The 25,888-nt window shown below is 41.8% G+C and carries 19 protein-coding genes, 1 pseudogene and 1 riboswitch; of the genes and pseudogenes, 5 read left to right on the forward strand and 15 right to left on the reverse strand.

All coding sequences use genetic code 11. From position 1 onward, the window contains the following. Positions 1 to 160 precede the first annotated feature (160 nt). From BUB77_RS29275 to BUB77_RS23995, 4 genes and pseudogenes are all read right to left on the reverse strand, one after another. A complete protein-coding gene (locus tag BUB77_RS29275) occupies positions 161 to 7,018 on the reverse strand; it encodes a family 43 glycosylhydrolase (RefSeq protein WP_170866736.1) in 6,858 nt (2,285 codons plus the stop codon). 320 nt (positions 7,019 to 7,338) lie between these two features. Beyond that, positions 7,339 to 7,538, reverse strand: a pseudogene (locus BUB77_RS31060) (hypothetical protein); the annotation flags it as partial. Between the two features lie 193 nt (positions 7,539 to 7,731). Beyond that, positions 7,732 to 8,025, reverse strand: coding sequence for a hypothetical protein (locus BUB77_RS23990; protein ID WP_073279619.1), 294 nt, complete (start codon positions 8,023 to 8,025; stop codon positions 7,732 to 7,734). Positions 8,026 to 8,115: 90 nt separating this feature from the next. After that, on the reverse strand, positions 8,116 to 8,775 hold the full coding sequence (locus tag BUB77_RS23995; RefSeq protein ID WP_073279621.1) for a TetR/AcrR family transcriptional regulator: 660 nt from the start codon (positions 8,773 to 8,775) through the stop codon (positions 8,116 to 8,118). Positions 8,776 to 9,131: 356 nt separating this feature from the next. Between BUB77_RS23995 and BUB77_RS24000 the strand changes: the two genes are divergently transcribed. The 4 genes from BUB77_RS24000 to BUB77_RS24015 all read left to right on the forward strand — a co-directional run bounded on the left by BUB77_RS24000 (position 9,132) and on the right by BUB77_RS24015 (position 14,095). Beyond that, positions 9,132 to 9,335, forward strand: coding sequence for a DUF6774 domain-containing protein (locus BUB77_RS24000; protein WP_073279623.1), 204 nt, complete (start codon positions 9,132 to 9,134; stop codon positions 9,333 to 9,335). A gap of 177 nt (positions 9,336 to 9,512) precedes the next feature. Continuing rightward, positions 9,513 to 11,855, forward strand: a complete 2,343-nt coding sequence (locus BUB77_RS24005; protein ID WP_073279624.1) for an ATP-dependent helicase — start codon at positions 9,513 to 9,515, stop codon at positions 11,853 to 11,855. A 92-nt stretch (positions 11,856 to 11,947) separates the two neighbouring features. Next, the gene (locus BUB77_RS24010; RefSeq protein ID WP_073279625.1) at positions 11,948 to 12,262 is read left to right on the forward strand and encodes a DUF4366 domain-containing protein; all 315 of its coding nucleotides are present in this window, start codon (positions 11,948 to 11,950) and stop codon (positions 12,260 to 12,262) included. Positions 12,263 to 12,679: 417 nt separating this feature from the next. Then, positions 12,680 to 14,095, forward strand: coding sequence for a PhoH family protein (locus tag BUB77_RS24015; protein WP_073279626.1), 1,416 nt, complete (start codon positions 12,680 to 12,682; stop codon positions 14,093 to 14,095). Here the strand turns inward: BUB77_RS24015 and BUB77_RS24020 are convergent. From BUB77_RS24020 to BUB77_RS24065, 9 genes are all read right to left on the reverse strand, one after another. After that, positions 14,018 to 14,287: a heavy-metal-associated domain-containing protein gene (locus tag BUB77_RS24020; protein WP_073279627.1), complete on the reverse strand. Its 270-nt coding sequence runs from the start codon at positions 14,285 to 14,287 to the stop codon at positions 14,018 to 14,020. The two genes, BUB77_RS24015 and BUB77_RS24020, sit on opposite strands and share 78 nt — an antisense overlap. An 18-nt stretch (positions 14,288 to 14,305) precedes the next feature. After that, positions 14,306 to 16,438 (reverse strand): heavy metal translocating P-type ATPase, encoded by a 2,133-nt coding sequence (locus tag BUB77_RS24025; RefSeq protein WP_073279628.1) that lies wholly within the window; start codon positions 16,436 to 16,438, stop codon positions 14,306 to 14,308. Then, positions 16,428 to 16,895 carry a hypothetical protein gene (locus tag BUB77_RS24030; RefSeq protein WP_207650861.1) on the reverse strand — a complete coding sequence of 156 codons (468 nt, stop codon included), beginning with the start codon at positions 16,893 to 16,895 and terminating at the stop codon, positions 16,428 to 16,430. The genes BUB77_RS24025 and BUB77_RS24030 overlap by 11 nt, the downstream gene beginning before the upstream one ends. 25 nt (positions 16,896 to 16,920) lie before the next feature. Continuing rightward, positions 16,921 to 17,502, reverse strand: coding sequence for a TetR/AcrR family transcriptional regulator (locus tag BUB77_RS24035; protein WP_073279629.1), 582 nt, complete (start codon positions 17,500 to 17,502; stop codon positions 16,921 to 16,923). 183 nt (positions 17,503 to 17,685) lie between these two features. After that, positions 17,686 to 18,678 (reverse strand): ABC transporter substrate-binding protein, encoded by a 993-nt coding sequence (locus BUB77_RS24045; RefSeq protein WP_073279632.1) that lies wholly within the window; start codon positions 18,676 to 18,678, stop codon positions 17,686 to 17,688. Between the two features lie 265 nt (positions 18,679 to 18,943). Beyond that, a complete protein-coding gene (locus BUB77_RS24050) occupies positions 18,944 to 19,390 on the reverse strand; it encodes a hypothetical protein (RefSeq protein ID WP_073279633.1) in 447 nt (148 codons plus the stop codon). Positions 19,391 to 19,457: 67 nt separating this feature from the next. Then, complete coding sequence (locus tag BUB77_RS24055) at positions 19,458 to 19,877, reverse strand: GNAT family N-acetyltransferase (RefSeq protein ID WP_139241308.1); 420 nt, start codon at positions 19,875 to 19,877, stop codon at positions 19,458 to 19,460. A 61-nt stretch (positions 19,878 to 19,938) separates the two neighbouring features. Continuing rightward, positions 19,939 to 20,916 (reverse strand): dipeptidase, encoded by a 978-nt coding sequence (locus BUB77_RS24060; protein WP_073279635.1) that lies wholly within the window; start codon positions 20,914 to 20,916, stop codon positions 19,939 to 19,941. 114 nt (positions 20,917 to 21,030) lie between these two features. Continuing rightward, complete coding sequence (locus BUB77_RS24065; RefSeq protein WP_073279637.1) at positions 21,031 to 21,855, reverse strand: C40 family peptidase; 825 nt, start codon at positions 21,853 to 21,855, stop codon at positions 21,031 to 21,033. Positions 21,856 to 22,223: 368 nt separating this feature from the next. On the opposite strand from BUB77_RS24065, the gene BUB77_RS24070 reads away from it, so the two are divergent. After that, positions 22,224 to 22,790: a hydrolase gene (locus BUB77_RS24070; RefSeq protein ID WP_073279640.1), complete on the forward strand. Its 567-nt coding sequence runs from the start codon at positions 22,224 to 22,226 to the stop codon at positions 22,788 to 22,790. 436 nt (positions 22,791 to 23,226) lie between these two features. Here BUB77_RS24070 and BUB77_RS24075 read toward each other — a convergent pair whose 3' ends face one another. Then, positions 23,227 to 23,958: a carbohydrate-binding protein gene (locus BUB77_RS24075; protein WP_073279642.1), complete on the reverse strand. Its 732-nt coding sequence runs from the start codon at positions 23,956 to 23,958 to the stop codon at positions 23,227 to 23,229. Positions 23,959 to 24,143: 185 nt separating this feature from the next. Continuing rightward, complete coding sequence (locus BUB77_RS24080; protein ID WP_073279645.1) at positions 24,144 to 25,364, reverse strand: chloride channel protein; 1,221 nt, start codon at positions 25,362 to 25,364, stop codon at positions 24,144 to 24,146. A 40-nt stretch (positions 25,365 to 25,404) separates the two neighbouring features. After that, a riboswitch (Fluoride riboswitch) is annotated at positions 25,405 to 25,481 on the reverse strand. Between the last annotated feature and the right edge of the window lie 407 nt (positions 25,482 to 25,888).

A 25,888-nucleotide genomic window follows, 5' to 3' on the forward strand; every position in this document is an offset into this window, starting at 1 on the left:
TTGATGTAAACAAATTTTTACCATACAGTGTGAAAATAATTATACAAATGAATTAACATGCAGTTCCATATTAGTTGATTTTTAGTTTCCTCTTCCAGGTGTAAAAAGGCTGAAATAAATGGCATCTTTAAAACTGGAAGAGGTCAAAATTTTATCGTTACTATTTTACTGTAATTTTTGTCTGAAAGGTTTTTGTTTCTCCATTGTACAGCTTAATGGTTGTCAGAATGACTGCCGTACCTTTTCCCTTGGCAGTAATCTCTCCTTTGGAAGTAACGGCTGCTGTTCTTGGATTTGCAGAACGGTAAGTTACCACAAGGGCTCCTACTGCATTTCCTGAAGTTTTCTCAGCAAAGGTGGTTACTTGCTCAAGGGTGCCTGGCAATGTCATTTTAATTTTCACAGGTGTCTTCGAATTGATAGACAATGTGGTTTTTTCCGGTGTAACCTTTATCTGGTCTGACAGAGCTGTGACAAAACTTTTATCTGCTTTTTCAGGAAGGACTACATAATCGGAACAATGTTTAATCTGTATGGTAAGGAAGCCGCTGCTATCCACCTTATATCCGGAACTATATGGTAAGGCATCCAGCTTTTTTGACCTGGCATTGTAATAATATACATATGCCTTTTCTCTGTCTTTCTTATGGGACCTTTCCGCACCTATATAAATCTTAACGGCAGCCTGTGCAGGTAAAATGCCGTTATTTCTAAAGCTGATTACCACGCCTTTTTCCTTTGCTGAACCTTTACCATTCTTTCCTGCCAGCAATTTGCTCACCTGAACGTTCTCTGCCACTTTTTCCACTGACAGGGATAAGTTAAGAGCTTTGATATCCTTCTTGTTTTTATTCAGCTCCCTGCCATGAAAGCTCCAGGTGTAAAGCTCTCCTCCCTTTTCATCCCGGACCGTAAGGCTGATATCTTTTTTCCCGGCTGCTGCTGCCTGTAACATTTCTTTTGGCATCTTAATATCGATGAGAGGCATCTTTTTATCATTCAAAAAACTGCTGTCCAAGGTTACGGTTATAGCTATATCATTTACTTCCTTGCTCTTTAGCAGCTTTATGACATGTTCTGTGGATACAGGTATCTGAAGGTTCTTATGACTTATTCCGGCTTTTTCCGCCATTTCCCTGATTTTATCCCCTGATACGGCAACGGCCACCTTGAGCCTTCCCTCGGTTATGATAGAGGAAATTGCTGCAGGAATCTGATTCCCTTTTGCCCCTACCTTCTCAACTTTTGGGTCAGGGATTGGCTGGGGTTTTGGTGTCGGCGTGCTGGTTGGTGTTGGAGTTTTGGTCGGCAGCGGTGTACTGGTCGGTGATGGTGTGTTAGTCACTGTTGGCGTGTTAGTCGGTATCGGTGTATTAGTTGGTACTGGTGTATTAGTCGGTATCGGTGTGTTTGTTGGTGTTGGCGTATCAGTCGGTGTTGGCATATCGGTCGGTATTGGTGTGTCAGTCGGTATCGGTGTCATAGGCAGGAAAGTAATCCTTCTTTCCGTAACCTTTGATTGATTTCCTTTATAAACCGTTACCGCTTTTATTGTGACCGTCTCTCCTTCTTTCGCATCCGTTTTTACTGTAAATGTTTTCTCATATCGCACCGAATTCCTGTCCGGCTCCAAATTATCTGTTGTATAATATATTTCTGCATCTTTTACATTTGTACCAAGGGTAACCTTCACATTAGCTTTATTAGCAAGGCTGTCGGTATTTGCCGGGTCTGTAGTTATTACCGGGGCCTCCATGTCAATTGGCTTGCCAAATACTTTTACCTCATATAACTGCGGTGTATACCAGTTGGAATTATTATTCTGTATCTTTGCATTGATCATTTCAACCCTGACATATCTTGCCGTACCGTTGAGGCCCTCTGCCGTAAATCCGTAATCATTATATCCGGCTGTTTTATCCAGAAGTGTCTCATAAGTTATACCGTCTAGGCTTCCTTCCACTTTATACTGGTAATAAGCTTCCGAGCCTTTTACCATATACCAGGAAATCTGGATATTTCGTAACTCACTGGCAGCGCCTAAATCCACCGTCCAGGAGCTAGGCCAAGCGGTATTGGCATCGGCTTTCCACATAGTCTGATAATCCCCGTCATTTACCTTTGCCGCTAAGGATGTATTGGCGGTGGCTTCTGCCGGTCTGTTCTGGGATAACAATCTTCCGTTCTGTATGGGAAGCATCGTTCCGGCAGTATCGCTGTAAAGTACATTTTCATAGAAATCAAAAAATGCATATCCCTCTGAAAATGATATCGGCAGCAATCTTTGCGCCGCAGTTGTATCTGTTGCATCTTTCCAGCCGAATCTCCAACGGTTTGCCATCATGGCATAAGCATCGGCTTTGGTGCCGCTTAAATGCACCAGTCCCCCGGACTGTGCCGAAAAGGTTGAAGTACTGCCAATGTTACGCAACTCCGACCAGGGTCCCTTCAAGGCCGGAGCCGAGGAATACATGGAAGTACTTGGATACCAGCCTGCTGCCTGAGAAGTAAACAGATAGTAGATTCCGTCTTTTTTCACCATGCAGGGTGCTTCCCTGTTGCTATCATCATAAATGGTGGTTATTTTCTTTTCCACATCCAGCCAATCCGGGGTAAGCTTATAAAGAATCGTATCCGTATTATTATGTGCGGAAGATATTAAATAGGCAGAGCCATCCTCATCCTGGAAAAAGCCCAGATCTCTGGAGTCATTTCCAAGGGGCTGAAAGCTCTTGCTAAAGGAAAAGCTTTCTCCCGGTGCCCCATGAGCTACCGCCACACGCCCCAAAGTGTAATCCGTGCTGTTTTCGTAATGGGCCCATAAAACAAATTCATTGATATCCTTTTGATAATCTATGGACATTGATTCCAGCTTGCAGTCAGCTAAATCCGCCGAGTCCCTATAGCTTAATACCACCTTATCATTGCCATAATTTATACCATCTGAAGAGGTCTGCTGTACCAATTGCTTAAATCCATTTCCCGTATCTTTCTTCTCATACCGGAATTTATAATAGGTACCTCCTGCATGCAGCTCAGAAATTACATCCAGGGAGGAATTGGCTGTATTGTCATAGTTCTTTAAGTCCTTTGGAACTTTATAAGGTTCCACAGTCTGAGAAAAAGCCGTATCTAATAATTCATTCCCTTTATATGCCTCTACCTTGTACCTGTAACTGCTCCCCTCTGCCAGGTCATAATCATCCATTGAGCTACCGCTTAAGGATTGCAGGAAGACATAATCCCCATTATCAGTCTTTCGGGATACGGTATAGCCTGATGCCTCCGGTACCGTTGACCACATTAGCTTGGCATTGGATACCCTGTCCTCTCCCTTTAACAGAAAACCGGCCGCACTCATGGCAAAGTTTTTTATCTCCGGCAGCTTTATGGCTGCAAAAGCACCGGATAAAGGAGTTTCCTTTCCATTTACCGTACTGCTCACCTTATAGTAGCAGGTTTTGCCTGAACTTAAGTAACTGTCGGAATAGAAGGTATTTTTACCTTTGTAGACCGGAAGGTAGGTTCCGTCTGATTTGTCGGAGCGGTACAAGGTATAGGCTTCCGCACCGATTACAGGATTCCAGCTCACTGTGGTTCCGCTTAATACCTTCAGCCCTGCTGTGGAATCATGGCTTAAGGAATCTGATGTTATGATAATCCAGTTAATTAAAGGATCCTGTGCTGCCGTATTTCTGACCGTTACAGTAATGTTGCCATCTGTTACTGTTATATCATTTTTATAAACCACATTTGAAAGATAGGTAATTGCGTTCTTTTTGACTCCATTTATGTAAAGGTCTGCCGTCCTGGAGGAATTATTCCATATGTCGTTAAAGCCTGTATAAACAGAATAGGTTCCGTTATCAACCGTAAATTTATAGGTCAAATCCTTACCGGCCTGCGAAGAGCTGCTGTTTCCGGCATTCAAATACCGTAAGGTCGAGAATAAATCGCCTGTTGCCGAACCGGCTGCTGCCGTATTGGAGCCCAAATATCCCCAGGATGACTGGCTGCTGTCATTGTAACCCTGATCCACCACATCTGTGTTTATTAAAGTATCCTGCATATAAGAAGCCATAAAATTGTAATCACTGGTTTTATAACCGCTGCAATTCACAAAATAGGCAGCCTTATCCGGTATGGAATAAATTTTATAAGTTACGGTTTTATTATTTAATGCCGTCAAACCTGCCTGCAGACTGTATAATCCCGGATTGCTGAAAGTAATGCTTCCGTTCAGATTTGCTGAATTACAGGTCCAGTTTACAGGCGTTGCTATCCGTTTCCCATTCATGCTGACAATAATTTCATTGGGCAAAGTCAGGGTCTTTCCTGTTTCAAAGGTATCTGGCAGAGTAGTTTGCAAATCGATACCTGCCCCATTGTCTAAAGCATTTATGGTCCAGCTGCCGTACCATTTGATGGTCATATCCGTACCCTGACCGAAATCAATGGGCAAAAAGATGTATTTTGCACCATTGCCTGCAAAATTTCCACCGTTCCAGTCATCACCTACATAGATGAATTTTCCTTTTTGGGCATCCACAGGAATGACACAGGTAGTTTGGGAATTAAACGCTTTTAAAGGATTCGGGTCTGAAGCGGAGGTCCTTACAAAGGGGTCCGACATGGCCTGCCAGGTACCGAAAACAGTATCCGCTGCCGTGTATTTGTTCTGATTAGGTGCCCAGCCCGTTGCACCGGAGGTCAGCATATAGTATTTTCCTCTGTATTTAAACATGGCCGGTGCTTCCCGCTGCGCCCCGGGGAAAACCCGGACGTAATCAACTCCATATACCGCTTTATAGGCTGAATCCCGGACAGGCACACCATTTTCATCCACCCCTTGACTATCCTTATGCCAGCCGGTGATATCCAAATAGTCCTCTGTTAATTTGGATATGTAAATCGTCAGATTCTCTTCACTGGAATAAATAATATATGCTGTTCCATCCTCGTCCTGGAATAAATTCATATCCCTTGCCATACCTTTGCTGCTAGGATAATAGTCCGTCTGGTCGGCCGGACAGATATCCATGCGGTAATCATCGATATATTCAAAGGGTCCGGTCGGGGAATCACTGACAGCAACTCCCGCCTGTGCCTTTCCATAACTGGTATTCTGGCTTCCGTCAGCATTGGTGTAGCCTTCCATGTGCATCCACATCACATATTTATGGGTAGTTTTGTTATAGATTACCTTGGGCCTTTCCACAATTCTGCCAGTCCTCATAGCTTCAAAAATAGCTGTCCGATCTGTTCTTCCTCCATATATCCTTGAAATAACCGGATCATTTGTAAAGGAATCCATAGAGGGAATCATGGTAAGTGCCATGCCTTCATCCGTCCAGTTCAGCAAATCTTCTGAGGAATAGACCCGGACTCCCTGGCCAGGCCAGGTTCCGGTATGGTATTCTCCGTACCAATAGTACTTTCCCGTTATCTCATCATACATAATACCGGCACCATGTGCATCTATCGCTTTACCGGAAGTATCCACCCATAGGGTATCCGGCGTAAAGGATGTTCTGACGGTACTGACACTAAGGGGTTGGGACTCTGCAGAAACAGTTCCTCCCACTTCTGCCGTAAGTTTATAATAATAACCTGTGCCCTGGGTCAAGCCCTTATCCATATAGGTATTTTCTCCTCCGCTGTATACCTGGGAATACGTTCCGTTCAAGCTTGCGGCTCTGGTTACTTTATAGACAATCGCGGAACCGGTAGCCGTAATGGCTGCCCCGGATACGGCGATATTCTGAACCTCATCCCAGCTTAAACCTACCGAAGTGTCCGTAAGGGAAGCCGCTTTAAAATTCCCCGGTGCATCGTATCTGAACGTAGCTGCCTGCAGTTCGACAGGCATGGATTCCCCTGTGGAATTGTAAGCTTTTATATAATACGTATAGGTGGTTTCCGGATTTAAACCGGTATCCGTAAAGGTCAACGCTTTCCCTTCATATACCGTTATGGCGCTTCCTGAAACAGCACGGACTACCCGGTAACCCTCTGCTTTTGCAGCTTCCTTCCAGTTCAGCTTTATACTGGAAGACCCCAGGGCTGTAATTGTTCCGCCTTCAGGTACAGCCGGAGAAGCCAGCGACGTTTTAACTGATACTTCAGGTGAGTCCTGGGACTCCGTTACCCCGCCGTACAGGTATGCCATTTTATAATAATAGGTTGTATCAGAAGCCAGTCCCGTATCTGTAAAGGAATTGCTTTGTGAAAAACCGGCATACGCATAACCGCCTCCTGCCGTAGTGGAACGGTATATATTATAGCCAGCTGCTCCCTCTATCGGCTCCCAGCTTAAAGAGACAGTGCCGGCACCCTGGAGCTGTGATTTTAATACCCTGTTATTTGCTGCCGGAGGTTCTGATACGGTAACATCATCCACCAGTACCGGCTCCCACTTGTTCCGGATACCGATTTTACCACCGGAATAAGTTGAATCCGTAATATTAATCACAGGAATGTCCACTCCTGCCTTCACGATATAGCATTTGATCGAGGTTCCTGATAAAGCCATTTTAAGGGTATACCAGGTGTTATTCTCCATGGCATAGGGCACGGATTTTAATTGTGTATCCGTTCCGTTTACTCTTTTTGACAATACCAGTCCGGATGTCTTTTGCAGTTGAAAATAATAAAAATTCCTGGAATCCTGGAGCCGGGCCAATATTCCCGGATATGCCCCGCCTGCGCCGGTATAGAACCGCATGGACACCGTGGAATCCGTCCAGTTTTCCCCTGCTGTTATGATACCTTCTCCCGTATCTGTCTGTTTTAAGACCTTGTTGCCGGCATTCTTCGGGTCCTCTGAAACGGCCCAGGTTCCTGAAATTCCTGTCCATGCCGGATTGGCAGTGTAATCCCCGTCTGAAAAATTATCCTGAAAATACAGGAGCTGTTCTGCCCGTACCGGCAATAATGGAGCTATATTGACAGAGGATATAACCAGAGCCAATATAAGAATCCAGGATGCCATTTTTTGGTGCTTTCTTTTTTTCACCATGTTACCTCCCATAAGATAATAATGTTACCCTTGTTCTGCAACAGCCAAAGGTATTTTGAAACCGGTTTCTGATTTTCTCAAAAATACATCCAGCCCATAAGCTGAATGCTTTGTAATCCCCTTTGTAAGTTGTTAAATATGAAAATTTTATTGAAAATGATTAATTTTCAATTTTTGAAACCGTTTTCATTAGTAATTATACAATATCATGGAATTATTAACAATATCTATTTACATATTCTGTACATATTAACAGTTTAACCCAATTATTTTTATGCAATATTGCTTCGGATACATCCAAATCAATCCTATAATAGCAGTCACAAGAAAGAAGGCAAATTACCTGGACAGGCTTGTCCAGTAACGAATTGTAAAGGACGAAAAGCGGCCAAGGCGCAACGCTCTAAAATGCGGTCATAGATACGGGCGTGTGCTATGTCCTTGGGGTCTTTCAATTCTGCCAATGTGAGATTGATGGTAATATAAAGGGCAAGCGGCTTAAATAACGGCTATCCACCACATTGTTGAACACAGCAAAAAGCTGTTAAACAACAGGTGGATTGTGGTGTTATATTCCTTTTTCTTGTTCTTTTAAAAGCATCCGCAAAATGGCAATCCTCCCTACGAAAAGGAGCCGACAACCACGAGTTTCATTCTCGTTGGTTATCGGCTCTGCGTCTAGCGTCTGGCTCTTTGATAACTGTCATATTCCACTATGTTTCGTTAATGAGTGTATTCAAAACTTCTTGCACCTTAGGAGAGGCTTTTATTGTTCCTCGAACTTTAATACTTTCTATGGTTTCTTTCGCCAAGTCAGGTGTAACATCTTCCGAAAATGTCAGTATGCCAGTCATTTTAATGTTTGCCTTTTTGCTGGATTTCTTTAATTCTTCTAAATCCCTACGAGTAATAGTAACGATACCAAGAGTAGCAGAACTTGGTTTACTGACAATATTCTCGTTAAACTCTGCTAAAAGATCCTCCAGTCCAACGCCGTTTCTTTTCATTACAAAAATCCTCCTAAATTAAGTATTATACATATTGTATGTATGTATTAGCTAAAAAAATTATTTTTTTGTAATTCTCTTCTGCTTGTCTCATTTTTTGATTTCAACAACGATACCTTGGTCATTTATTACAACCTGAGAAGTTAGGGTTTTATCGAGAACCGGCAACCCCAAAAAATCAACAATATCCTTTGCCATATTAAATCTTTGCCACGCTTCTTCTTCGTTTGCCTGTGGGTATATTGTCGGCATCATCCAAACATTACAAATCAACAAAAACAATTCCGCTGTTAATTTCGGATACTTTGCTTTGATTGAGCCATCGTTTATACCTTCTTCAATAAGTTCAGCATATTTTGATGCTAAAAAGGTTCGCTGTTTTTCCATATATATCTTAAAAGCTGTCGGGCTGCTTTCAATCAATGGAAGTATTTGAAGGTGAAGTACGGCATATTCTTCGCTCTCGTTTAATATTTGCAAGGTCAGTTTTATTTTTTCTAAACCATTTATGTCGGTGCGGACTTTGATTTTTGCAAAAGGGTCTATCTCATTAAATAATTTATCAGTCAGCGCAAAAAAAACTTCTTCCTTTGTTTTGAAATGGTGATAAAAGGCTCCTCGTGTCAGGCCGCCCATTTCATCGACTATATCAAGAATTGTTGTTTGCTCATAGCCATTTTCAATAAACAGTTTTAATGCAGCATCAAGTATTATCTGTTCTGTTTCTTCGGGATATTTGTTTCGTGACATAAATGTACCTCTTTTCATACGCTGTGTATGTTTTAGTATAGCAAAGGGAAAATGCTTTGTCAACAAATAGATACATCTTGTATTTAAGATTAAAGCGACAAGAAAAAAGAGTGCGATAGCATTAAACCTCCCCATTTCATTTGGTCGGTGGCTTTTAGTTGCTCTGTACCGCCTACGTCTTTTGCATTTTGGGCATCAGTACTTAACGATAATTGCCTCACCCCGTCCTGCCTCGACTTCTTCCATCATGGCGGAAAAGCCCGGTCTGTCAAAACGCGTTCCGGAAACCCACTAAAATTTATGTATATCAAACACCCCCTCACATTTTTTTCATATATTGATAAGAGGTGATTTTTATGTGTCCGGAAGAATTAGCTGCCTTTGCCGCTTCTCTTGCCATAGCCATTGCAAAAGGAAAAACAACGGATGAATTAGACCTTATAGCCGTGCTGTTATCCCAAATCAGCAGTACCCTTGCCACCATCTCCATTCAAAAAAGTAATCTGGAGCCGGATTCTTCCAAAGAAGAAAAATCTGCTGTTGTTGCAGAAAATGAGTAGAAGATATCTTCCTTCCCTTGTCTCTGCCCTTATTCCATGATATAATTAAACATATGTTTGCTTACGGATTACTTCCGGCAAACCGGGAATGAAAAAATGTAAAAGAGGACATAGTTATCCTAAAAGGTCTGTAAGGACCCTCGGAAGATTTTAAACATACAGGAAAGGTGAAATAACATGAGCATTTACGATACCTTAAATGAAGAGCAGAAAAGGGCTGTTGAGCACAATAAAGGACCGCTTTTAATACTGGCAGGAGCAGGTTCCGGAAAAACCAGAGTATTAACCCACAGGATTGCCTATCTGATGGAAAAGAGAGGTGTAAATCCCTGGAACATTCTCGCTTTGACCTTTACCAATAAGGCCGCCGGGGAAATGAGGGAACGTGTGGATAATATCGTAGGCTACGGTTCCGAGAATATCTGGGTCAGCACCTTTCATTCCACCTGTGTCAGAATTTTAAGAAGGTGGATTGATACATTGGGGTATGATAAGGGCTTTACCATTTATGACAGTGACGATCAGAAGAGCCTTATGAGGGAGGTATGTAAATATCTTCAGATTGATACCAAGAACCTGAAAGAAAGAAGCTTGTTATCCGTTATATCCTCTGCCAAGGATGAGTTAATTACACCTGAAGAATACGAATTAAGAGCCGTAGGGGATTTCACAAAGCAAAAATATGCTTCTGTCTACAAGGAGTACCAGAAACGCCTTAAGTCAAATAATGCCCTGGATTTTGACGATTTGATTTTTAAGACCACAGAGCTGTTTCAGACTAGCAAGGAAGCCCTTACCTATTATCAGAGACGCTTTCAGTACATTATGGTGGACGAGTACCAGGATACCAATACCGCCCAGTTCAGGCTGATCAAGCTGTTGTCCGACGGCATTAATGAAGAGGGTTCCAGAGAGCATAACCTGTGCGTCGTAGGTGATGATGACCAGTCCATCTACAAATTCCGCGGTGCCAATATCTTTAATATCCTAAACTTTGAGAAGGAATATCCCCAGGCGAAGGTAATCAAGCTGGAGCAGAATTACCGTTCCTCCAAGCGGATTCTGGAGGCTGCCAATGAAGTCATTGCCAACAATGTGGGCAGAAAGGACAAGGCTTTATGGACTGATAATTCCGAAGGCGACCCTGTACGCTTTACCCAGTTTGACAGGGACTCCCAGGAGGCCGAAAGCATTGTCAATGAAATTGCCCAGAATGTTCAGGCAGGAGAAGACTCTTATCAGGACTTTGCCATCCTATATCGTACCAATGCCCAATCCCGTATCTTTGAAGAAAAGCTGGTAGTAAAAGGCATACCCTATAAAATTATCGGAAGCATTAACTTCTATGCCCGTAAGGAAGTAAAGGACCTGCTCTCCTATTTAAAAACCATTGGCAACGGACTGGACAGTCTTGCTGTCAAGCGTATCATTAACATTCCAAAGAGAGGTATCGGCCTTGCAACCATCGATAAGGTAGAGGAATATGCCATAGGAAACGGTATCAGCTTCTACGAAGCTCTCCGTCAGGCTGATTATATTCCCGGACTTCAAAGGGCAGCTGCCAAAATCTCTTCCTTTGTCAGCTTAATTGAAATATTAAAGTCAAAGATTGCCCGTCCTGATTATTCCATCAGTGACCTGTTGGAGGAAATCATTGAGGCTACCGGTTACATAGAGGATTTAAAGGGTCAGGAATTGGAAAATGAGGATGACCGTATTGAAATCATCGGTGAATTAAAAAGTAAAATTGTTGCCTTTGAAGAAGCAGCCTTAGAGCCGCCGTCCTTAAGTGACTTTCTGGAAGAAGTCGCCCTGGTATCCGATCTTGACAACCTTGCAGAGGATAACAATGTGGTAGTGTTAATGACTCTCCACAGTGCCAAGGGACTTGAATTTCCCTATGTATACCTGTGCGGCATGGAGGAAGGTATCTTTCCAAGCTATATGTCCATTCATGCCGAGGACCCTGAGACAGAAATCGAAGAAGAAAGAAGACTTTGCTATGTGGGCATTACAAGAGCTATGAAGCACCTTTCCTTAAGTGCCTGCTCCCAGCGTATGCTAAGAGGAGAGACCCAGTTTAACAGGCCCTCAAGGTTTATTCGTGAAATACCGAGATATCTTCTCACCATGGAACAAAATCCTTACAACTCCAATCCTTTCCGCAGCAATTCCCACGCCAGTCTGGTTCCGGAATTTAACAGCCGGCTGCAGCCTGCAGGGGTATCACGTCCTGCACCGGGGAGCTTTAAAGGCGGCGCCAATGGCTCAAATCTGTCTGCCTCCGGTATTTTTGATAAAAACAAGAATTTTACCCAGGCACCCAAAGAATTCGGAGGCAATAACCTTGGTACCATAGACTACGGAATCGGTGATACCGTATCCCATATCAAGTTTGGTGTGGGCCTTGTGACCAATATTAACAATGCGGGAAGAGATTATGAAGTAACGGTGGATTTCTCAACGGCAGGCACGAAAAAAATGATGGCTTCCTTTGCGAAATTGAAGAAATTATCATAAATACAATGATTTTCCAGATTTTTTATAGTAAAATCAGCTTGTTCGTGTTATAATATACTTGAATTTATCTTACACAGAAAGGAAGTGCTGTTATGAATGCAAAGATGGAAGATTTACTGGATGCGGTAAAGCTAGGTGGTCTGTTACACAAAAAAGAAGAGGAAAAATCCGGCAACTGCATCGTAATGATATTAGCAATAATCGGTGCTGTAGCTGCTGTAGCCGGCATTGCTTATGCTGTATACAGATATTTTACACCTGACTATTTGGAAGATTTCGATGACGATTTTGACGATGACTTTGATGATGATGAGGAAGAGGATTCCTGCGACTGTGGCTGCAAGAGCCATGTAGGGGATAAAGCTACCAAAGTATCCGAGGAATCAGGAGAAACTTCTGAAGAATAATATCGGAAGCAATTAAATAAAACAGAGCATTTGAAACCGGAGTTAAAAATATAATTTAGCTCCGGTTTTTCATATCAAGTTTACATTGGTGTGATAAACAATTTACATTTTCATGATTGCCAGATGGAGGTTCATAGAGTATAAATAAAGTAGATACAAAAATAACTATTTTTCATAACCTTAAGGAGGTAACGCCTATGATGCTATTTCACAGTATTATGTGGAAACCGTTTTTTTGGGTTCTTTCCTTTCTCTACAGCTTTGGCATGTTATTGTTCTTTGCAAAACGCCAATTATCATCAAAAAGATACATTCCCCTTCCCAAATTACGCTATAAATCTTAAGAAAGCTTACTGCACACAGGCTGCAGCAGGCTTTCTTTTTCCTTATCCAAAATCTGACTGATGGAGGCTTCTTATGACAAAAACCTATGTTCTGGACACAAATGTTCTGATTCAATCCCCCTATGCATTACTCTCTTTTGAGGATAATAAAGTAGTACTCCCCATTGCTGTATTGGAAGAACTGGATAAATTAAAAAATGAAGAAGGTGAAAGGGGTGCCAACGCAAGGCAGTCCATACGTTATTTGGAACAGCTAAGGCAGACCGGCAACCTGTTTGAAGGAGTAGCCCTGAAAAACGGCGGCACTCTTAAAATCGAAGCTAACTTTGTAAATATAGACCTCCCCTTCGGCTTCGCTTCCGATTCCAACGACAACCGGATTTTAAAGGTTTGCAAAGGCCTGGCAGAAAAAGGGGAATCCGTCATTCTTGTGACAAAGGATATTATTGTCCGCCTGAAATCACAAAAAATCGGAATTGCAGCCGAAGATTTTACAACGGAGCAATCCCCACATTTAAAGGAACAATATACCGGAAGACTGGATGTATACACCTCCGATAAAGCTATGAGTGAATTCAAGAAAAAGGGCCTTTCACCGGAACAGATCTATCTCCCCGCTGCTCCGGAAGACATTCCCCCCAAGGAAGGTATTTCCGCCGATGATATGTCCTCTTTCAGGCAGGAAGTCCAGCCGGTCTATAATCAATTCTTTATTATTCATTCCGAAACCAATGATAAGAAGACCCTGTTAGGACGATATAACGGCAAGCTTATTGTTCCCTTAAAAAGTCTGAAAGAAGAACCCTTTGGAGTAAAGCCTGTTAACGTGGGACAGAAATTCCTCCAGGAAGCACTGATGCAGGAGGCGGAAACCGCTCCTCTGGTGATTGTAAAAGGTCCCGCAGGTACTGCTAAGACCTTCTATTCGCTTGCAGTAGGTCTTGACAAGATTTATAATGCCGATAAGAAGAGCTACCGAAGAATATTGATAACAAGGCCAAATGTACAATTCGATGAGGATATCGGCTTCCTGCCCGGAACAGAGCAGGAAAAAATAGCCCCCTATTTAAGACCCATCATAGACAACCTGGAAATACTGGTGGATAGAAATGAAAAGGAACGTTACAAGAACGAAAAAGAATTAAAGGGCAAGATTGATGAGCTGTTTGCCAGGGGAATCATAATGGCAGAAGCCATGAACTTTATCAGAGGGCGCTCTATTACCCACACCTATCTGATTATCGACGAAGCTCAAAATCTGACCCCCAAGCAGGTAAAGGGTATTGTAACAAGGGTAGGCAAAGGCACCAAGGTCATACTCTTAGGCGACCCCGGACAGATTGACCATCCTCTTCTTGACGAACGTACCAATGGACTTAGCTATGCTTCCGAGAAAATGAAGGGAAGTCCCCTATGCTACCAGATATCCATGCTGACAGAGGAATGTGAAAGATCTGCACTGGCACTGGATGCTGCCCAAAGAATGTAATATAAAAAGATTGGTTTCTATGATTTGTTTTACATCCGTCATCGTATCATCATAAGCAATATCTGCAACAGCCTTTGCATAACTCACATCAGCATGGATGATACCATTCTTATTACGAAGTGCAAGGGCTATGACATCCTTGCACTCACGGCAATACATACCGTCCAGATAAATTCTTGCCTGAGCATGCATTTAGCAACCTCCGCCCGTTTATTTCATTTTGATTTTTTTGATTCTTAATGCATTAAAAACCACGGTAACTGAGCTAAGGGACATTGCCGCCCCCGCTACCAGCGGGTTTAATAAACCGGCTGCGGCTAAAGGAATTCCCACGGCATTATAGAAAAGGGCCCAGAAAAGATTCTGCCTCACATTCCTCATAGTAATCCGGCTAAGCTTTATGGCATTTACAACGTTCTCCAAATTACTCCCGGCCAGGATAATGTCTGCTGCTTCTATGGCTATATCGGTTCCGTTTCCCATTGCAATTCCGACTGTGGAAGTAACCAAGGCAGGCGCATCATTAATGCCGTCACCTACCATGGCCACCTTTTTTCCGCCGGCAGACAATCTTTGTATTTCAGCAGACTTATCTGCCGGAAGAACTCCCGAAATAACATGCTCAATTCCAAGCTCACCTGCAATACTGGCAGCACAGCTCTCATTGTCGCCCGTAAGCATCCAGATCTCTGCCTGCAGCTTTTTCAGCTCTGAAACCACCAAGGGTGCGTTCTCCCGTATAGTATCCGCAACCAGGAATAAAGCGGCAAGTGAACCATCCACCGCCTCAAATACCAACGAAGCTCCTTTTTCAAGCCCTTTTTCATAATGCATAGCTGCCTCTTTTATGTCCACGCTGTTTTGTGCCATGAAATCCATATTTCCTACAAGCACACTCCGCCCTTCAATCTCTGCTCTGATACCTCTTCCCGGCAGGGCAGTAAATGTACCGGTCATTGGGCCTTTGTCTGCCCCCTTATCTTCAAGGAATTTTACCAGCGCCTGTGCTACAGGGTGCTCAGACCTTCTTTCAACGGCATATAAGAGCCTTTCACCTTCCTCGAAGCTAAGTCCGTCAGCCTCATACAGGCAGACCTCCGTCACCTTCATGACACCGGTGGTAAGTGTTCCTGTTTTATCAAAGACAACCGTATCCACACTGCATACCTGCTCCAGAGCTTCTCCGCCCTTAATCAGAATCCCCTGTTCCGCTCCCCTGCTTGTTCCCTCCAGAATCGCCGTCGGTGTTGCCAGCCCCAATGCACAGGGGCAGGCAATGACCATCACCGCACTGGCATTCAGCATGGCCGTTTTAAAATCCATGGCTCCTCCGCGAAAATACCAGTAAGCAAACGTAAGCGCTGCAATGACAATAACTGCCGGTACAAAACCGGCTGCAATCCTGTCAGCAAGCCTCTGGATGGGCGCCTTGGCTTCCTGGGCGTTCTCAACGGTCCTAACAATCTGTTCAAGCATTGTATCCTTACCAGTCCTGACTGCCTTGATTCTGATGCTGCCCGACCGGTTGAAGGTAGCCCCAATTACTTCATCTCCCGGAGCTTTATCGACCGGAATACTCTCTCCGGTCAGCATGGACTCATCCACAGAGGTTTCTCCTTCTATTACAACACCGTCAGCCGGTATTTTCCCGCCGGGCTTTACCACAAGGATATCACCTGCTTTTACAAAGCCTGCCGGAACTTCCTTTTCCGTGCCATCCTGCCATAAAATTGCAGTAGCGGGCTGAATTTCCAGCAGCTTCCGGACAGTCTTCGCCGCATTTCCCTTTGCCAGCGTCTCAAAATATTTTCCTAAAAGAATCAGTGCCAGCAGGAATACACTGCATTCAAAGTACAGCTGCGGCACTTCCGTTGTAAAACACATAAAGGAACTATATAGATAGATTACCGTTGTACCAAGTGCAATCAAAACATCCATATTTGCGGAACGGTTTTTAACAGCACGCAGACTCCCCTGATAAAAGGGCCTGCCAGCTACTGCCTGTACCACGGATGCTATCAGGAACTGGGGAAGGGCAGATAATCCCCACATAAAAGGCTGGCAAAGGATACCGGCAAACCATAACAGCTTCTGAAGCTTATATAATTCCTCTTCATACAGCTCCGCCGGGGAAGCCCCGGTGCTGAAACCCGCTTTGAGCAGCCTCACTTCTATATCCGATAAGTCCGTTTTAACCGGGTCATAGCTGAAGGACACCTTTTTTGTGACAGCATTCACGGAAATATCCTGAACGCTGTCTATTTCCTTCATAAGCTTTTCTATCTGCGGTGCGCAGGCCCCACAGTTAATTCCCTTTAATGCCAGCGAGGCCCTATCCTTCATAGCTCTCCTGAGGTTTTCTATTTTCCATGCCTATAACATACATTCCTGCCATTGCCACGCCAACACCTACAGCTATGGTAATTGCAAGAATCCACCAGCTGATTGCATCAGCACCAAGTACAAAGAAGGAATCATTCCAGGGACCCCAAACCTTCACAGAAGCTCCCAGCAAATGTATCTTGGCAAAAGAAATACCTGTATTGATGCCACCGATGCAGGTCCAGACAGCTCCGCTGAAACGTCCCTGTCTGGATAGCAGAAAAGCAGCAAGGTTTGGCGCATATGCAATGCAGTTAATGGCCAGCAGTGAAAAGGTAAAACGGTACCCCCATCCGATTGCCTGACGGATATGGTCAGCATCATGAAACAAAATCATAAGCAGCATTACGATATTAGCAATCTTCAGGATTTTGATACTTTCCTTTCCGATTGTCCGGTTTATATTATTTTTACTCATAAGCATTCTCCCTTTGCTGTTAATTTCACTCATCATTTAAATGAATAATACAATCTAAAACATCCGAGTTTATACTTCCGGTCAGAACCTTATTGTAGTTGCATAAAAACGTTCCGCTGATCAGAATCATCATAGCCTCCGCTTCCCTTTCGCCAACCTCTTTGCCATAAATTCTTACCAGGCACTGTTTCATTGTTTCCTTCCATGCAGCGAACATGTTTTGCACCATATCAGCTATTTCCTTATCATACTGCGCCAGAATATAAATCTGTACAGTTGCATTCGGACGGTGTTCATCTTCTTTTCCTTCCGCCACGTATTTCAAAAACCGGTTTATATATGCTTTATTTGTCTCATTCTTTTTCTGTCCGTTCTCCTCAAACCATTCCATACATTTGCTTGAAAAGAAATCCTTAGAATATCTGACATAGGAATAAACGAGATCATTTTTATCTTTGAAATAATAAAGCAGTTTTTGATGGGACATATGTGCTTGCGCGGCTACATCCCTCATGGAAATAGCAGCAAGGGGCTTTTCTTTGATACATTCCTGGAAGGCATGAATTATATTCAACTGCACTTCATCTTTGTCAACAATTAATGGCATATTATCACCTCCTGTTTTTTAATTTTACCACTTGGCAAATAAAAAAGCAAGATATAATATAGAGGTCCTATCATTATGTACATAGGAAAGCCCTGCTGCTCGATATAGCAAAAGAGCACATCAGAAATCTCTGAAATATAGAGATTCCCGCCATGCTCTTTGTTATTGTTTCGACTCTGGTTTTTATTTTGCCTTTTCCGCATACACTGTCGTTACCACCTTATCATAAGGCGCCCTTGTACTGATAACTCCTCCGTCTTCCAGAATATCCTGTAAGAGGTTGAAGCTGTCTTCCTGAAATACCGTATTTTCTTTCCAGGTCTGCTGGTCATAATATCTCTTTACAATTGCAGTAAGGGTATCCAGGTCTGTTTCCTTGAACTGAGGCTGAATTGTCTTTGCAATTTCCTCCGGTTTATGAGAATTCACATAGTCAAGGCCCTTCTGGACGGCATTGGTGAATTTCTGGATAACCTCCGGGTGCTTTTCGATATAGCTCTTCTTTGCGGAGTAAGCAGTATAGGGAACCTTTCCGCTCTCTACACCAAGGGAGGCTGCTACTTTACCGGTGCCTTCCTTTTCAAGGGCCGTTGCGGCAGGTTCAAATTCAATGGTATAATCTCCGGTGCCTGCTGCAAATGCCTGCGCAGTCAGCCCGAAATCAATGTTCTGGACAATACTTAAATCCGACTTAGGATCTAAGCCGTTCTTCTTTAAGATGTACTCAAATACCATTTCCGGCATGCCGCCTGCACGCCCGCCAACAACCGTTTTACCTTTAAGATTATCCCAGGTAAAGGTTTCATTCTTATCCTTTGTTACTAAGAAATTTCCTGCACGCTGTGTTAACTGGGCAAAGTTCACCACATAATCTTCTTTTCCTTCATTGTATACGTAGACCGTTGCTTCCGGTCCCATAAAGCCGATATCCGCGTCCCCGCTTAGTACGGCTGTCATAGTCTTATCCGCACCAAGTCCGTTTACAAGTGCCAAATCAATACCTTCATCCTTAAAATATCCCAGTTCAATTGCCGCATATTGAGGAGCATAGAAAATGGAATGTGCTACTTCATTTAACTGTACCTTTGTCAGGTTGCCGTCACTCTTACTGCAGCCGGGCAGAAATACCGCTACAAGCAGAATGACTGCCAGTACTGCGATTCCCTTTCTCTTCATTGCATCTCTCCTTGTAACTTAAGCTTACAATATGTATATTGGATAAGATAGGATTTGTGCCTGTCTTAGGTAATTTTATTATATAATAATGTGAAAGGACTAAGCTGCATCGTACATATACCTACACCACAAAATTTTCTTCAAATAATTATAGCATATTATTCTTATGTAACTCGCTCTTGCCCTGCCATCAAGATTGCACCCCTCACCTACCTGGTCTAACTTGTGGACATCATGTCCATAAGTTTCGCCAGTATCACTAATATTAAATCGAAGAACTATTAAGCCCCCCTTCAAAAATAAACGTTTCATGCTCAGGGTCATATATTATCAAAACTTCCAGGCCCAAATAATCATCTACAGGCATACGCACGGAAGGATGAGGATTATAGCCTAAAAATCGTGTAAGAACACTGCCTAAAATGCTTCCATTTTGTTTCCATAACTCAATTTCTCCAACATACCATTCACCAGTCATTTCACATCTACGCGGGAACATATCTTCATCATCATTGCACACATCCTCATCCGCTAAATATGCCGTAATTTCTTGGATAACAATCGCCATAATTTCATTTTTATGTTTTTCGAAAAGAAGCCTGAGTTCAGAATCATCAAAGCTCATAAGCGGCTGTAATTTGTTTTCATAGTTTGGATAATTATTGTTCGAATTAGGATTCGACATAAAGATTTGTTTTAGTTTCCAGCTCATTATTAATCCTCCATGCAAGGTTTTAACCTATGTTAAATATCTTTTCATAAATAAAATTTCTTAAGTTTTAATCCAGCCTTTTTACAAAAAAGCTTTCTGCAAAGCAATCAATCCCATTCTTATAAAATCCAACTTCTTCATAACCTATGCTTTTATAGAATTCTCTGCCTTGAAAATCAAAAGTATCCAGTCTTATCATATTGGCTCCCAATTCCTTTGCTTTCCTTTCCAATTCATCCATCAGCCTGGTTCCTATTCCTCTTCTTCTGTATTCCTTTTCAACAAATACAGTTGAAACATATAAGATTTTAAATGCAGTAAAACATGCGTTCAAGCCTGCAATTAAATAGCCATTTTCTTTAATGCCGATACTTATTTCACCATTCATTTTAAATTTAATATATTCTTGATCATATTCATCAAGCTTATCTTCCATAAACTTGACCTCATTATCGGACAATTCTATAATCGTAAAATTTTCTTCCATTATATTCTCCATGCATTTCAAACTATTACCTGTGATTATACTTATCTATAAGTCAGGCTCTTTATAAAAGTTCTTTGTATATTCTAAGAACATTCTTATAAAATATCGCCTCAATTTCATTGTTTGCAAGCCCTTCCTTCTTAAGTGCCTCCGCCAGAAGGGGCATGCAGGAGCTGTCCTTCAGCTCATCATGTCCCGGTATGCCGTCAAAGTCCGACCCCAGTCCGATACATTCATAGCCGCCGACATTTCGTATATGGAGGATATGCCTTACAATTGCTGAAATTGTCCCGGCGTCTTTATCTTCTCCCAAAAAGGCAGGGAAAAAATTCATTCCCATAACCCCGCCCCTCTCTGACAGCTTGCAAATCATATCGTTCGTCAGGTTTCTTACATGGGGGCAAATGCTTCTGGCATTGGAATGGCTTGCCACAAAGGGCTTAGATGTATGCTCGAGCACCTGATAAAAGCCTGCGTCGGACAAATGGGATACATCTATTATCATCCCAATGTCCTCCATTTCCTGAATAAATCCCAGTCCGAAATCCGTTAAACCCTTTACGGTGTTTGGAGTATGCCAGTCTGCTTTACCATCCTTCAGGGTAACATTGGGATAGCCGATGCCATTTTCATGATTCCAGGTAAGAGTAAGCATTCTTACACCAAGCCTGTAATAATTCCTCAGCTGGGCAAGGCTTCCCCTGGTTACGCCGCCTTCTTCTATGGTCAGAAGAGCGGACATTTTTCCCTTCTTTCTGTTGTCTTCAATATCCTCATAGCAAAAGACCGGGGCAATGACTTCTTCGTTTAGCTTCATCTGGCTGTAATACAGGTCAATTAACTCCAGGCAATAGGATAGCGGGTCCTCCCTTTCTTTTAAATTTACGAACATGGCAAAGTTTTGCAGAAGGTAATCTCCCTTTTTCATTTTTTCAATATCAATATGTAACTCGTTTTTTGCAAGGGTATCTGCCCTACCCTCTTTCATCCTTGCAAATAATTCTGAAATGGTATCACAATGCATATCCACTATTTTCATATAATCCTCTTTTCCATATCAAATCTTCCCTTTGATATTCATTAATAATTTCTATAAATAATGGAGTGCGAAAGCGCTTTTCTTTCACTCTTTCTCCATCTCAGTACTAGTAACTTAACAAAAGATACTTCCAACTTCCTCCAACCGCCTGGCGAGATCCTCACGGTATAAAAAATCCTCTGGATTTAAGCTATTGATCACCACTCCGTCACTTCCGTTTCTGGCTGTGGAATGGAGGTATTTTTCTTCTCCCAGATAAATTGCCACATGACCGCCAAAGAAAAGCAAATCTCCCGGTTTTTTCCTGTCCTTTGGTATGGCTTTTACCGGGTATCCTTCCTTAATGGAGGCATCCCGGTATATGGTAATGCCATTTAACTGGTATGCCATAAAGGTCAGCCCGGAACAGTCTAATCCCAGGGGACTTTTTCCTCCCCAACGGTACTGGCAGCCCATATAAGAACATGCCGCCTGTATAATATCATACCGCAATTCTTCCTCTTTTTCCATAGTATAGCCTGTTTTATATTCACTGAGAAAACCTTCTTTTATAAACCCTGTTTCTCCATCGCTTAAGCCTATCTTGACATATCCCTGTAAATCCGCAGCTTCCAGAACCGATAGCAACGCTCCCTTACAAAGGGTGATAATCTTGACCCCTCTTACCGACGGAGCCTCCAGAATATCTGCAAAAGGGCTTATCACCAGTTTTTTAAAAGCTCTTTCCCAATCTCCCACTTTTCTCTCTTCCGTTATCAAATTCCTGCTCTCAGTATATCCAGGGTACCCGTACTGGGTTCTGATATAGCTCCAGCCATTTTCCATTTCTTTTAGTATCTCTACCCTTCTTCCATAAAAGTCTTCGTCCGCTAATTCACCTCTTCTGTTTGGGTCCTTCCTTAAGGAAGCAATTGCTGTATTGATAATGGCTTCTCCCATTAGAATGTACTCCTGTTTAAGACTTCTGCTGTTTTCATATTATTCCTCTGATTTCATATTCATTCAGAAAACGTCGGAAGTAATAAAAAGTATGTCTGTACTATTTGACAAAGATATTTACCAGTGCTATATTCGTATGTATATTTATACACTAGCAGTCATGCCTTCCCAGTCCGCCGCAAGATTAGACCGACGATTTCCCAGGCATAATCTTGTGTGTGAAAATTTCTTATTAATTTTCACATTAGCTTCACGGCACATACCATCTGCTTACAAATTGACTGCCAATAATAAATTGTAGCAATCAATTTATAATTAAAAAAATACTCTGCATTTTAAATCATCACATACCTGAAAGGAGAAACTTTATGAGTTATATACCTACACCGGAACAAGCTTATGAAATCTTAAAAGAATATAATAAGGATGACTTTCATCTAAAGCACGGCAGAATTGTAGCCGGAGTTATGGAATACTTCGCAAAGGAATACGATCCTGAAAATACTGCTTACTGGAAGACCGTTGGTATGCTTCATGATCTGGATTTTGAGCTGTACCCTGAGGAGCATTGCAAAAAGTCACAGGAAATTATGAAGGAACTGGATATAGAGGAAAGCATTATTCATGCCACAGCAAGCCACGGCTACCTGCTAACAGTGGATATTAAGCCAGAGCGTTACATGGAGAAGGTTCTGTATGCTGTGGACGAGCTTACGGGACTTATAGGAGCAGTCGCACTTATGAGGCCCTCAAAAAGTGTATCCGACCTGGAAGTGAAATCTGTCATGAAGAAATATAAGGCCGCCAATTTTGCTGCCGGCTGCAGCCGTGACGTAATTAACCGCGGTTCGGAAATGATGGGTATGGAATTAACGGAATTAATCGATAACACTATCCATGCCATGCGTAGCTTAATCCCTGAGCTGGAAATATAGCACCGTTTCCGGGAAGACTGGATCAATTGCCTGAGGGAACCCGGTCAGGCCTCTGCGCAGGCAATCAGGATATCCCGACATAACGGTTTTCACCCTTAAAAACTGTAGTGAACTGTGTGATTATATAAAAAAAGAAAAAAGACTGTGCAACAGTCTCTTTTCTTTGTACTTCTCACGTTCAGCTATCTCTTTATATGGGAACTCCAGCGTGAGGTTAATTAACTTTCATGTTTTCTAGCAGCCATGCTTTCCCAACGAGCTGCAAGATTAGGCCGAGGATTTCGCAGGCACTTGTGTAAAAATTGCTTTTTAATTTTCACACTAACCGCCATGCCTTCCCAACGAACCGCAGGATTGGGCCGTGGATTTCGCAGGCACTAGAGTGAATTATGCTTCACAAAAATTCACTCTAGACACCTTTTCTTTACTGCAAGGCTTACCAGTTAGTATAATAATCTCCAAAATTATTATCAATATATGTAATTCCATTTACGCTGTATAAAACTTCGTATTTAACCTCTGCACCGGTAGGAATATTTTGGGGAATATTCCATTCATCAATATTTTCATTCGCGGCTTTATAAAATTTAGAATCAACATCCTGATAGGAATTCCAATTATTTGTTGTATAACGAATCTTTACCGTTTTTTGATAAGCTAAATTCTTTACATAAATGATTGAAGGATTATTGATTATTTTTACTGTCTTTACGACACTCTTTCCAAGTACAACGAGATTAGGATATTCCATATGATAATTAGCTCCATTATTATTATCCCAATAGGTTTGTCCATTTACTTGGTATTTTACTGCAAATGTAATGGGTGATGAAGGGGCCAGAATATTAAAGCTGTATATATCGTATTGGGAGTCATTGGGATCTGCCTTTACATATGCTGCAGTAAAATCATTCCAGGTCTGTCCATCCTTTGTATAATGTATTACTACATTTTTATCAAAGCCCAGATTTTTAACTGCAACATAACCTAAATATGAATCATAAGCAGCTTCGCCGGGTCCGCTTAATTGTGCATAGTATAATTGCACATTCGGCTCTGCTTCACTAGTTACAGCTGCATTGGCATGTGAACTAAAGATATTAGCTACCAATAAACAGCATAACATCATAGAAGAAACCATTTTTATTACTTTTTTAACATTTTTCAAAAAGAACACCTCCAAAATTTAATTTTATAATTAGTTAAAGGAAGGTACCAGTCGCTTTAAGTAATTTCATATAATTTACATTTTCAATATTATCACCTATAATTTTATTAAACAAGTTACAATTTCAACATAATTTTCGAAAATTTTCGAATATCTTTGTTTAATATTAAAATAATACTACAAAATCACAATAAATTATTTAATGTCCTTTGACCTGAATAAATTGATTTGTTACCATTAAAAACATAAGCTACCGCAGATACAATGAAGAAATATGGCAGATAATTGTACCCAAACACTTCAGCACCAATAAAAACAGGCGCCAGAATAGTATTGGTCGCACTGCCAAATACGGCTGCGTATCCAAGAGCGGCTGTAATTTCAATAGGCAGTCCTATAATACCAGAAAGGGCTGCACCTAAACATGAGCCTATAGCGAACAAAGGCGTTACTTCTCCACCTTGAAATCCAGCACTTAGCGTTAAGATCGTTAGTAAAAACTTTAGTAACCAATCATACTTATATATTTGACCATTTGAGAATGAAAAAGTAATTAAATTAGTTCCTAAGCCAGAATATCTTCCTTGGTATAACAGTAAAAATAGAATACTTAAAGCACATCCAAGGATAAATATTCTTAAAAGCGGATTTTTAATATGTTTACTAAAAAACTGTTTACTATGATTTAGCGTATAAGCAAAAAGACCTCCTGCAATACCAAAAATAATACCAAGTAATAGTAATTTTGCAATAGAATAAACGTTTAGGTCCAACGAGTCAGCCATATTAACACTGAATTTTTCAAGTCCCAATAGATGGGCCGTATAACTTGCTGTAAAGGAAGCTATAATACATGGAAATAATGCAATATATCCCATTGCGCCAGCAGTAAATATCTCCATTGCAAAGAAAATAGCAGCCATTGGAGTTTGAAACAGTCCGGCAAAACCAGCTCCCATACCTGTTATAAGCAATATCTTTCCACTGTTTTTTATATTTATTTTTTTACTTAATGTGTGTGCAATTGTGCCGCCAATTTGAACAGCAACACCTTCTCGTCCTGCACTTCCCCCAAACAGGTGAGTAATCCATGTGCTGCACATAACCATCGGAACTAATCTCTTAGGTATTGTGTCTTCTTCTTCAAAACCCACCGAGAATAAGAGAGACATCCCCTTTATGCTGTTCTTACCGATTTTTGAGTAGGCAAATATGATTAACACTCCGGCCAGAGGAAGTAAAGGTGTTAATATAAATACATAATTATTTCGTATTTCCGTAACCTCTAACAGAACCTTTCCAAACAGTGCATCAGTTGCCCCTACTAAAACTCCTATGATTACCGCTATAAATCCAAGTATAAATACATCTTTGTAAGTGTTATAAATGTTTTTTAAGCTTGACATTTCTCTAATCCTTTCAAAAAAATAAGCTAACAACCTCTGTATTTAAACAGAAGTCATTAGCTTTATAAGCAGTTTAGGTATTGTCTACCAGGGGAGAACTTCATTCCCACTCTGCAAGTATAGCAGTATCGATTTTCACTGTCAATATCTTTCTACTTCTTATCACGACATACGCATGAATCTTTTTTCTGTCACAATCTTAAAACCATTTGTTTTAAATTTATAACTCCAACATTTCTTCCCAATTATCTCAATCCAGGGGGGATTGGGAACGGACGATGATTTTGGCTTACCTTTCGTAATTTTCTCGTTCGGGGTTCCGAATTCCACTAAAATGCCGGCAGCTGTTCCTAGGTGAAATTATACCAAACTCGCTGGAAGGTTGCATTTGTGCAGGGCTGTGAGCTCAGACAGTGGTATAATTTCACCTAGGAACAGCTGCCGCCATTTAAGTGTCATTAGGGAACTCCTCAATAGAAAATTACGAAAGGTAAGCCAAAATCATCTGGGGGTTGGCAATAAAC

Source organism: Anaerocolumna jejuensis DSM 15929, from assembly GCF_900142215.1.
Lineage (GTDB): Bacteria > Bacillota > Clostridia > Lachnospirales > Lachnospiraceae > Anaerocolumna > Anaerocolumna jejuensis.

What these genes read in the sequence shown, in the direction of transcription:
- BUB77_RS29275 (WP_170866736.1), bottom strand. Translation starts at nt 7,018, where the DNA reads ATGGTGAAAAAAAGAAAGCACCAAAAAATGGCATCCTGGATTCTTATA.
- BUB77_RS23990 (WP_073279619.1), bottom strand. Translation starts at nt 8,025, where the DNA reads ATGAAAAGAAACGGCGTTGGACTGGAGGATCTTTTAGCAGAGTTTAAC.
- BUB77_RS23995 (WP_073279621.1), bottom strand. Translation starts at nt 8,775, where the DNA reads ATGTCACGAAACAAATATCCCGAAGAAACAGAACAGATAATACTTGAT.
- BUB77_RS24000 (WP_073279623.1), top strand. Translation starts at nt 9,132, where the DNA reads ATGTGTCCGGAAGAATTAGCTGCCTTTGCCGCTTCTCTTGCCATAGCC.
- BUB77_RS24005 (WP_073279624.1), top strand. Translation starts at nt 9,513, where the DNA reads ATGAGCATTTACGATACCTTAAATGAAGAGCAGAAAAGGGCTGTTGAG.
- BUB77_RS24010 (WP_073279625.1), top strand. Translation starts at nt 11,948, where the DNA reads ATGAATGCAAAGATGGAAGATTTACTGGATGCGGTAAAGCTAGGTGGT.
- BUB77_RS24015 (WP_073279626.1), top strand. Translation starts at nt 12,680, where the DNA reads ATGACAAAAACCTATGTTCTGGACACAAATGTTCTGATTCAATCCCCC.
- BUB77_RS24020 (WP_073279627.1), bottom strand. Translation starts at nt 14,287, where the DNA reads ATGCATGCTCAGGCAAGAATTTATCTGGACGGTATGTATTGCCGTGAG.
- BUB77_RS24025 (WP_073279628.1), bottom strand. Translation starts at nt 16,438, where the DNA reads ATGAAGGATAGGGCCTCGCTGGCATTAAAGGGAATTAACTGTGGGGCC.
- BUB77_RS24030 (WP_207650861.1), bottom strand. Translation starts at nt 16,895, where the DNA reads ATGAGTAAAAATAATATAAACCGGACAATCGGAAAGGAAAGTATCAAA.
- BUB77_RS24035 (WP_073279629.1), bottom strand. Translation starts at nt 17,502, where the DNA reads ATGCCATTAATTGTTGACAAAGATGAAGTGCAGTTGAATATAATTCAT.
- BUB77_RS24045 (WP_073279632.1), bottom strand. Translation starts at nt 18,678, where the DNA reads ATGAAGAGAAAGGGAATCGCAGTACTGGCAGTCATTCTGCTTGTAGCG.
- BUB77_RS24050 (WP_073279633.1), bottom strand. Translation starts at nt 19,390, where the DNA reads ATGAGCTGGAAACTAAAACAAATCTTTATGTCGAATCCTAATTCGAAC.
- BUB77_RS24055 (WP_139241308.1), bottom strand. Translation starts at nt 19,877, where the DNA reads ATGGAAGAAAATTTTACGATTATAGAATTGTCCGATAATGAGGTCAAG.
- BUB77_RS24060 (WP_073279635.1), bottom strand. Translation starts at nt 20,916, where the DNA reads ATGAAAATAGTGGATATGCATTGTGATACCATTTCAGAATTATTTGCA.
- BUB77_RS24065 (WP_073279637.1), bottom strand. Translation starts at nt 21,855, where the DNA reads ATGGGAGAAGCCATTATCAATACAGCAATTGCTTCCTTAAGGAAGGAC.
- BUB77_RS24070 (WP_073279640.1), top strand. Translation starts at nt 22,224, where the DNA reads ATGAGTTATATACCTACACCGGAACAAGCTTATGAAATCTTAAAAGAA.
- BUB77_RS24080 (WP_073279645.1), bottom strand. Translation starts at nt 25,364, where the DNA reads ATGTCAAGCTTAAAAAACATTTATAACACTTACAAAGATGTATTTATA.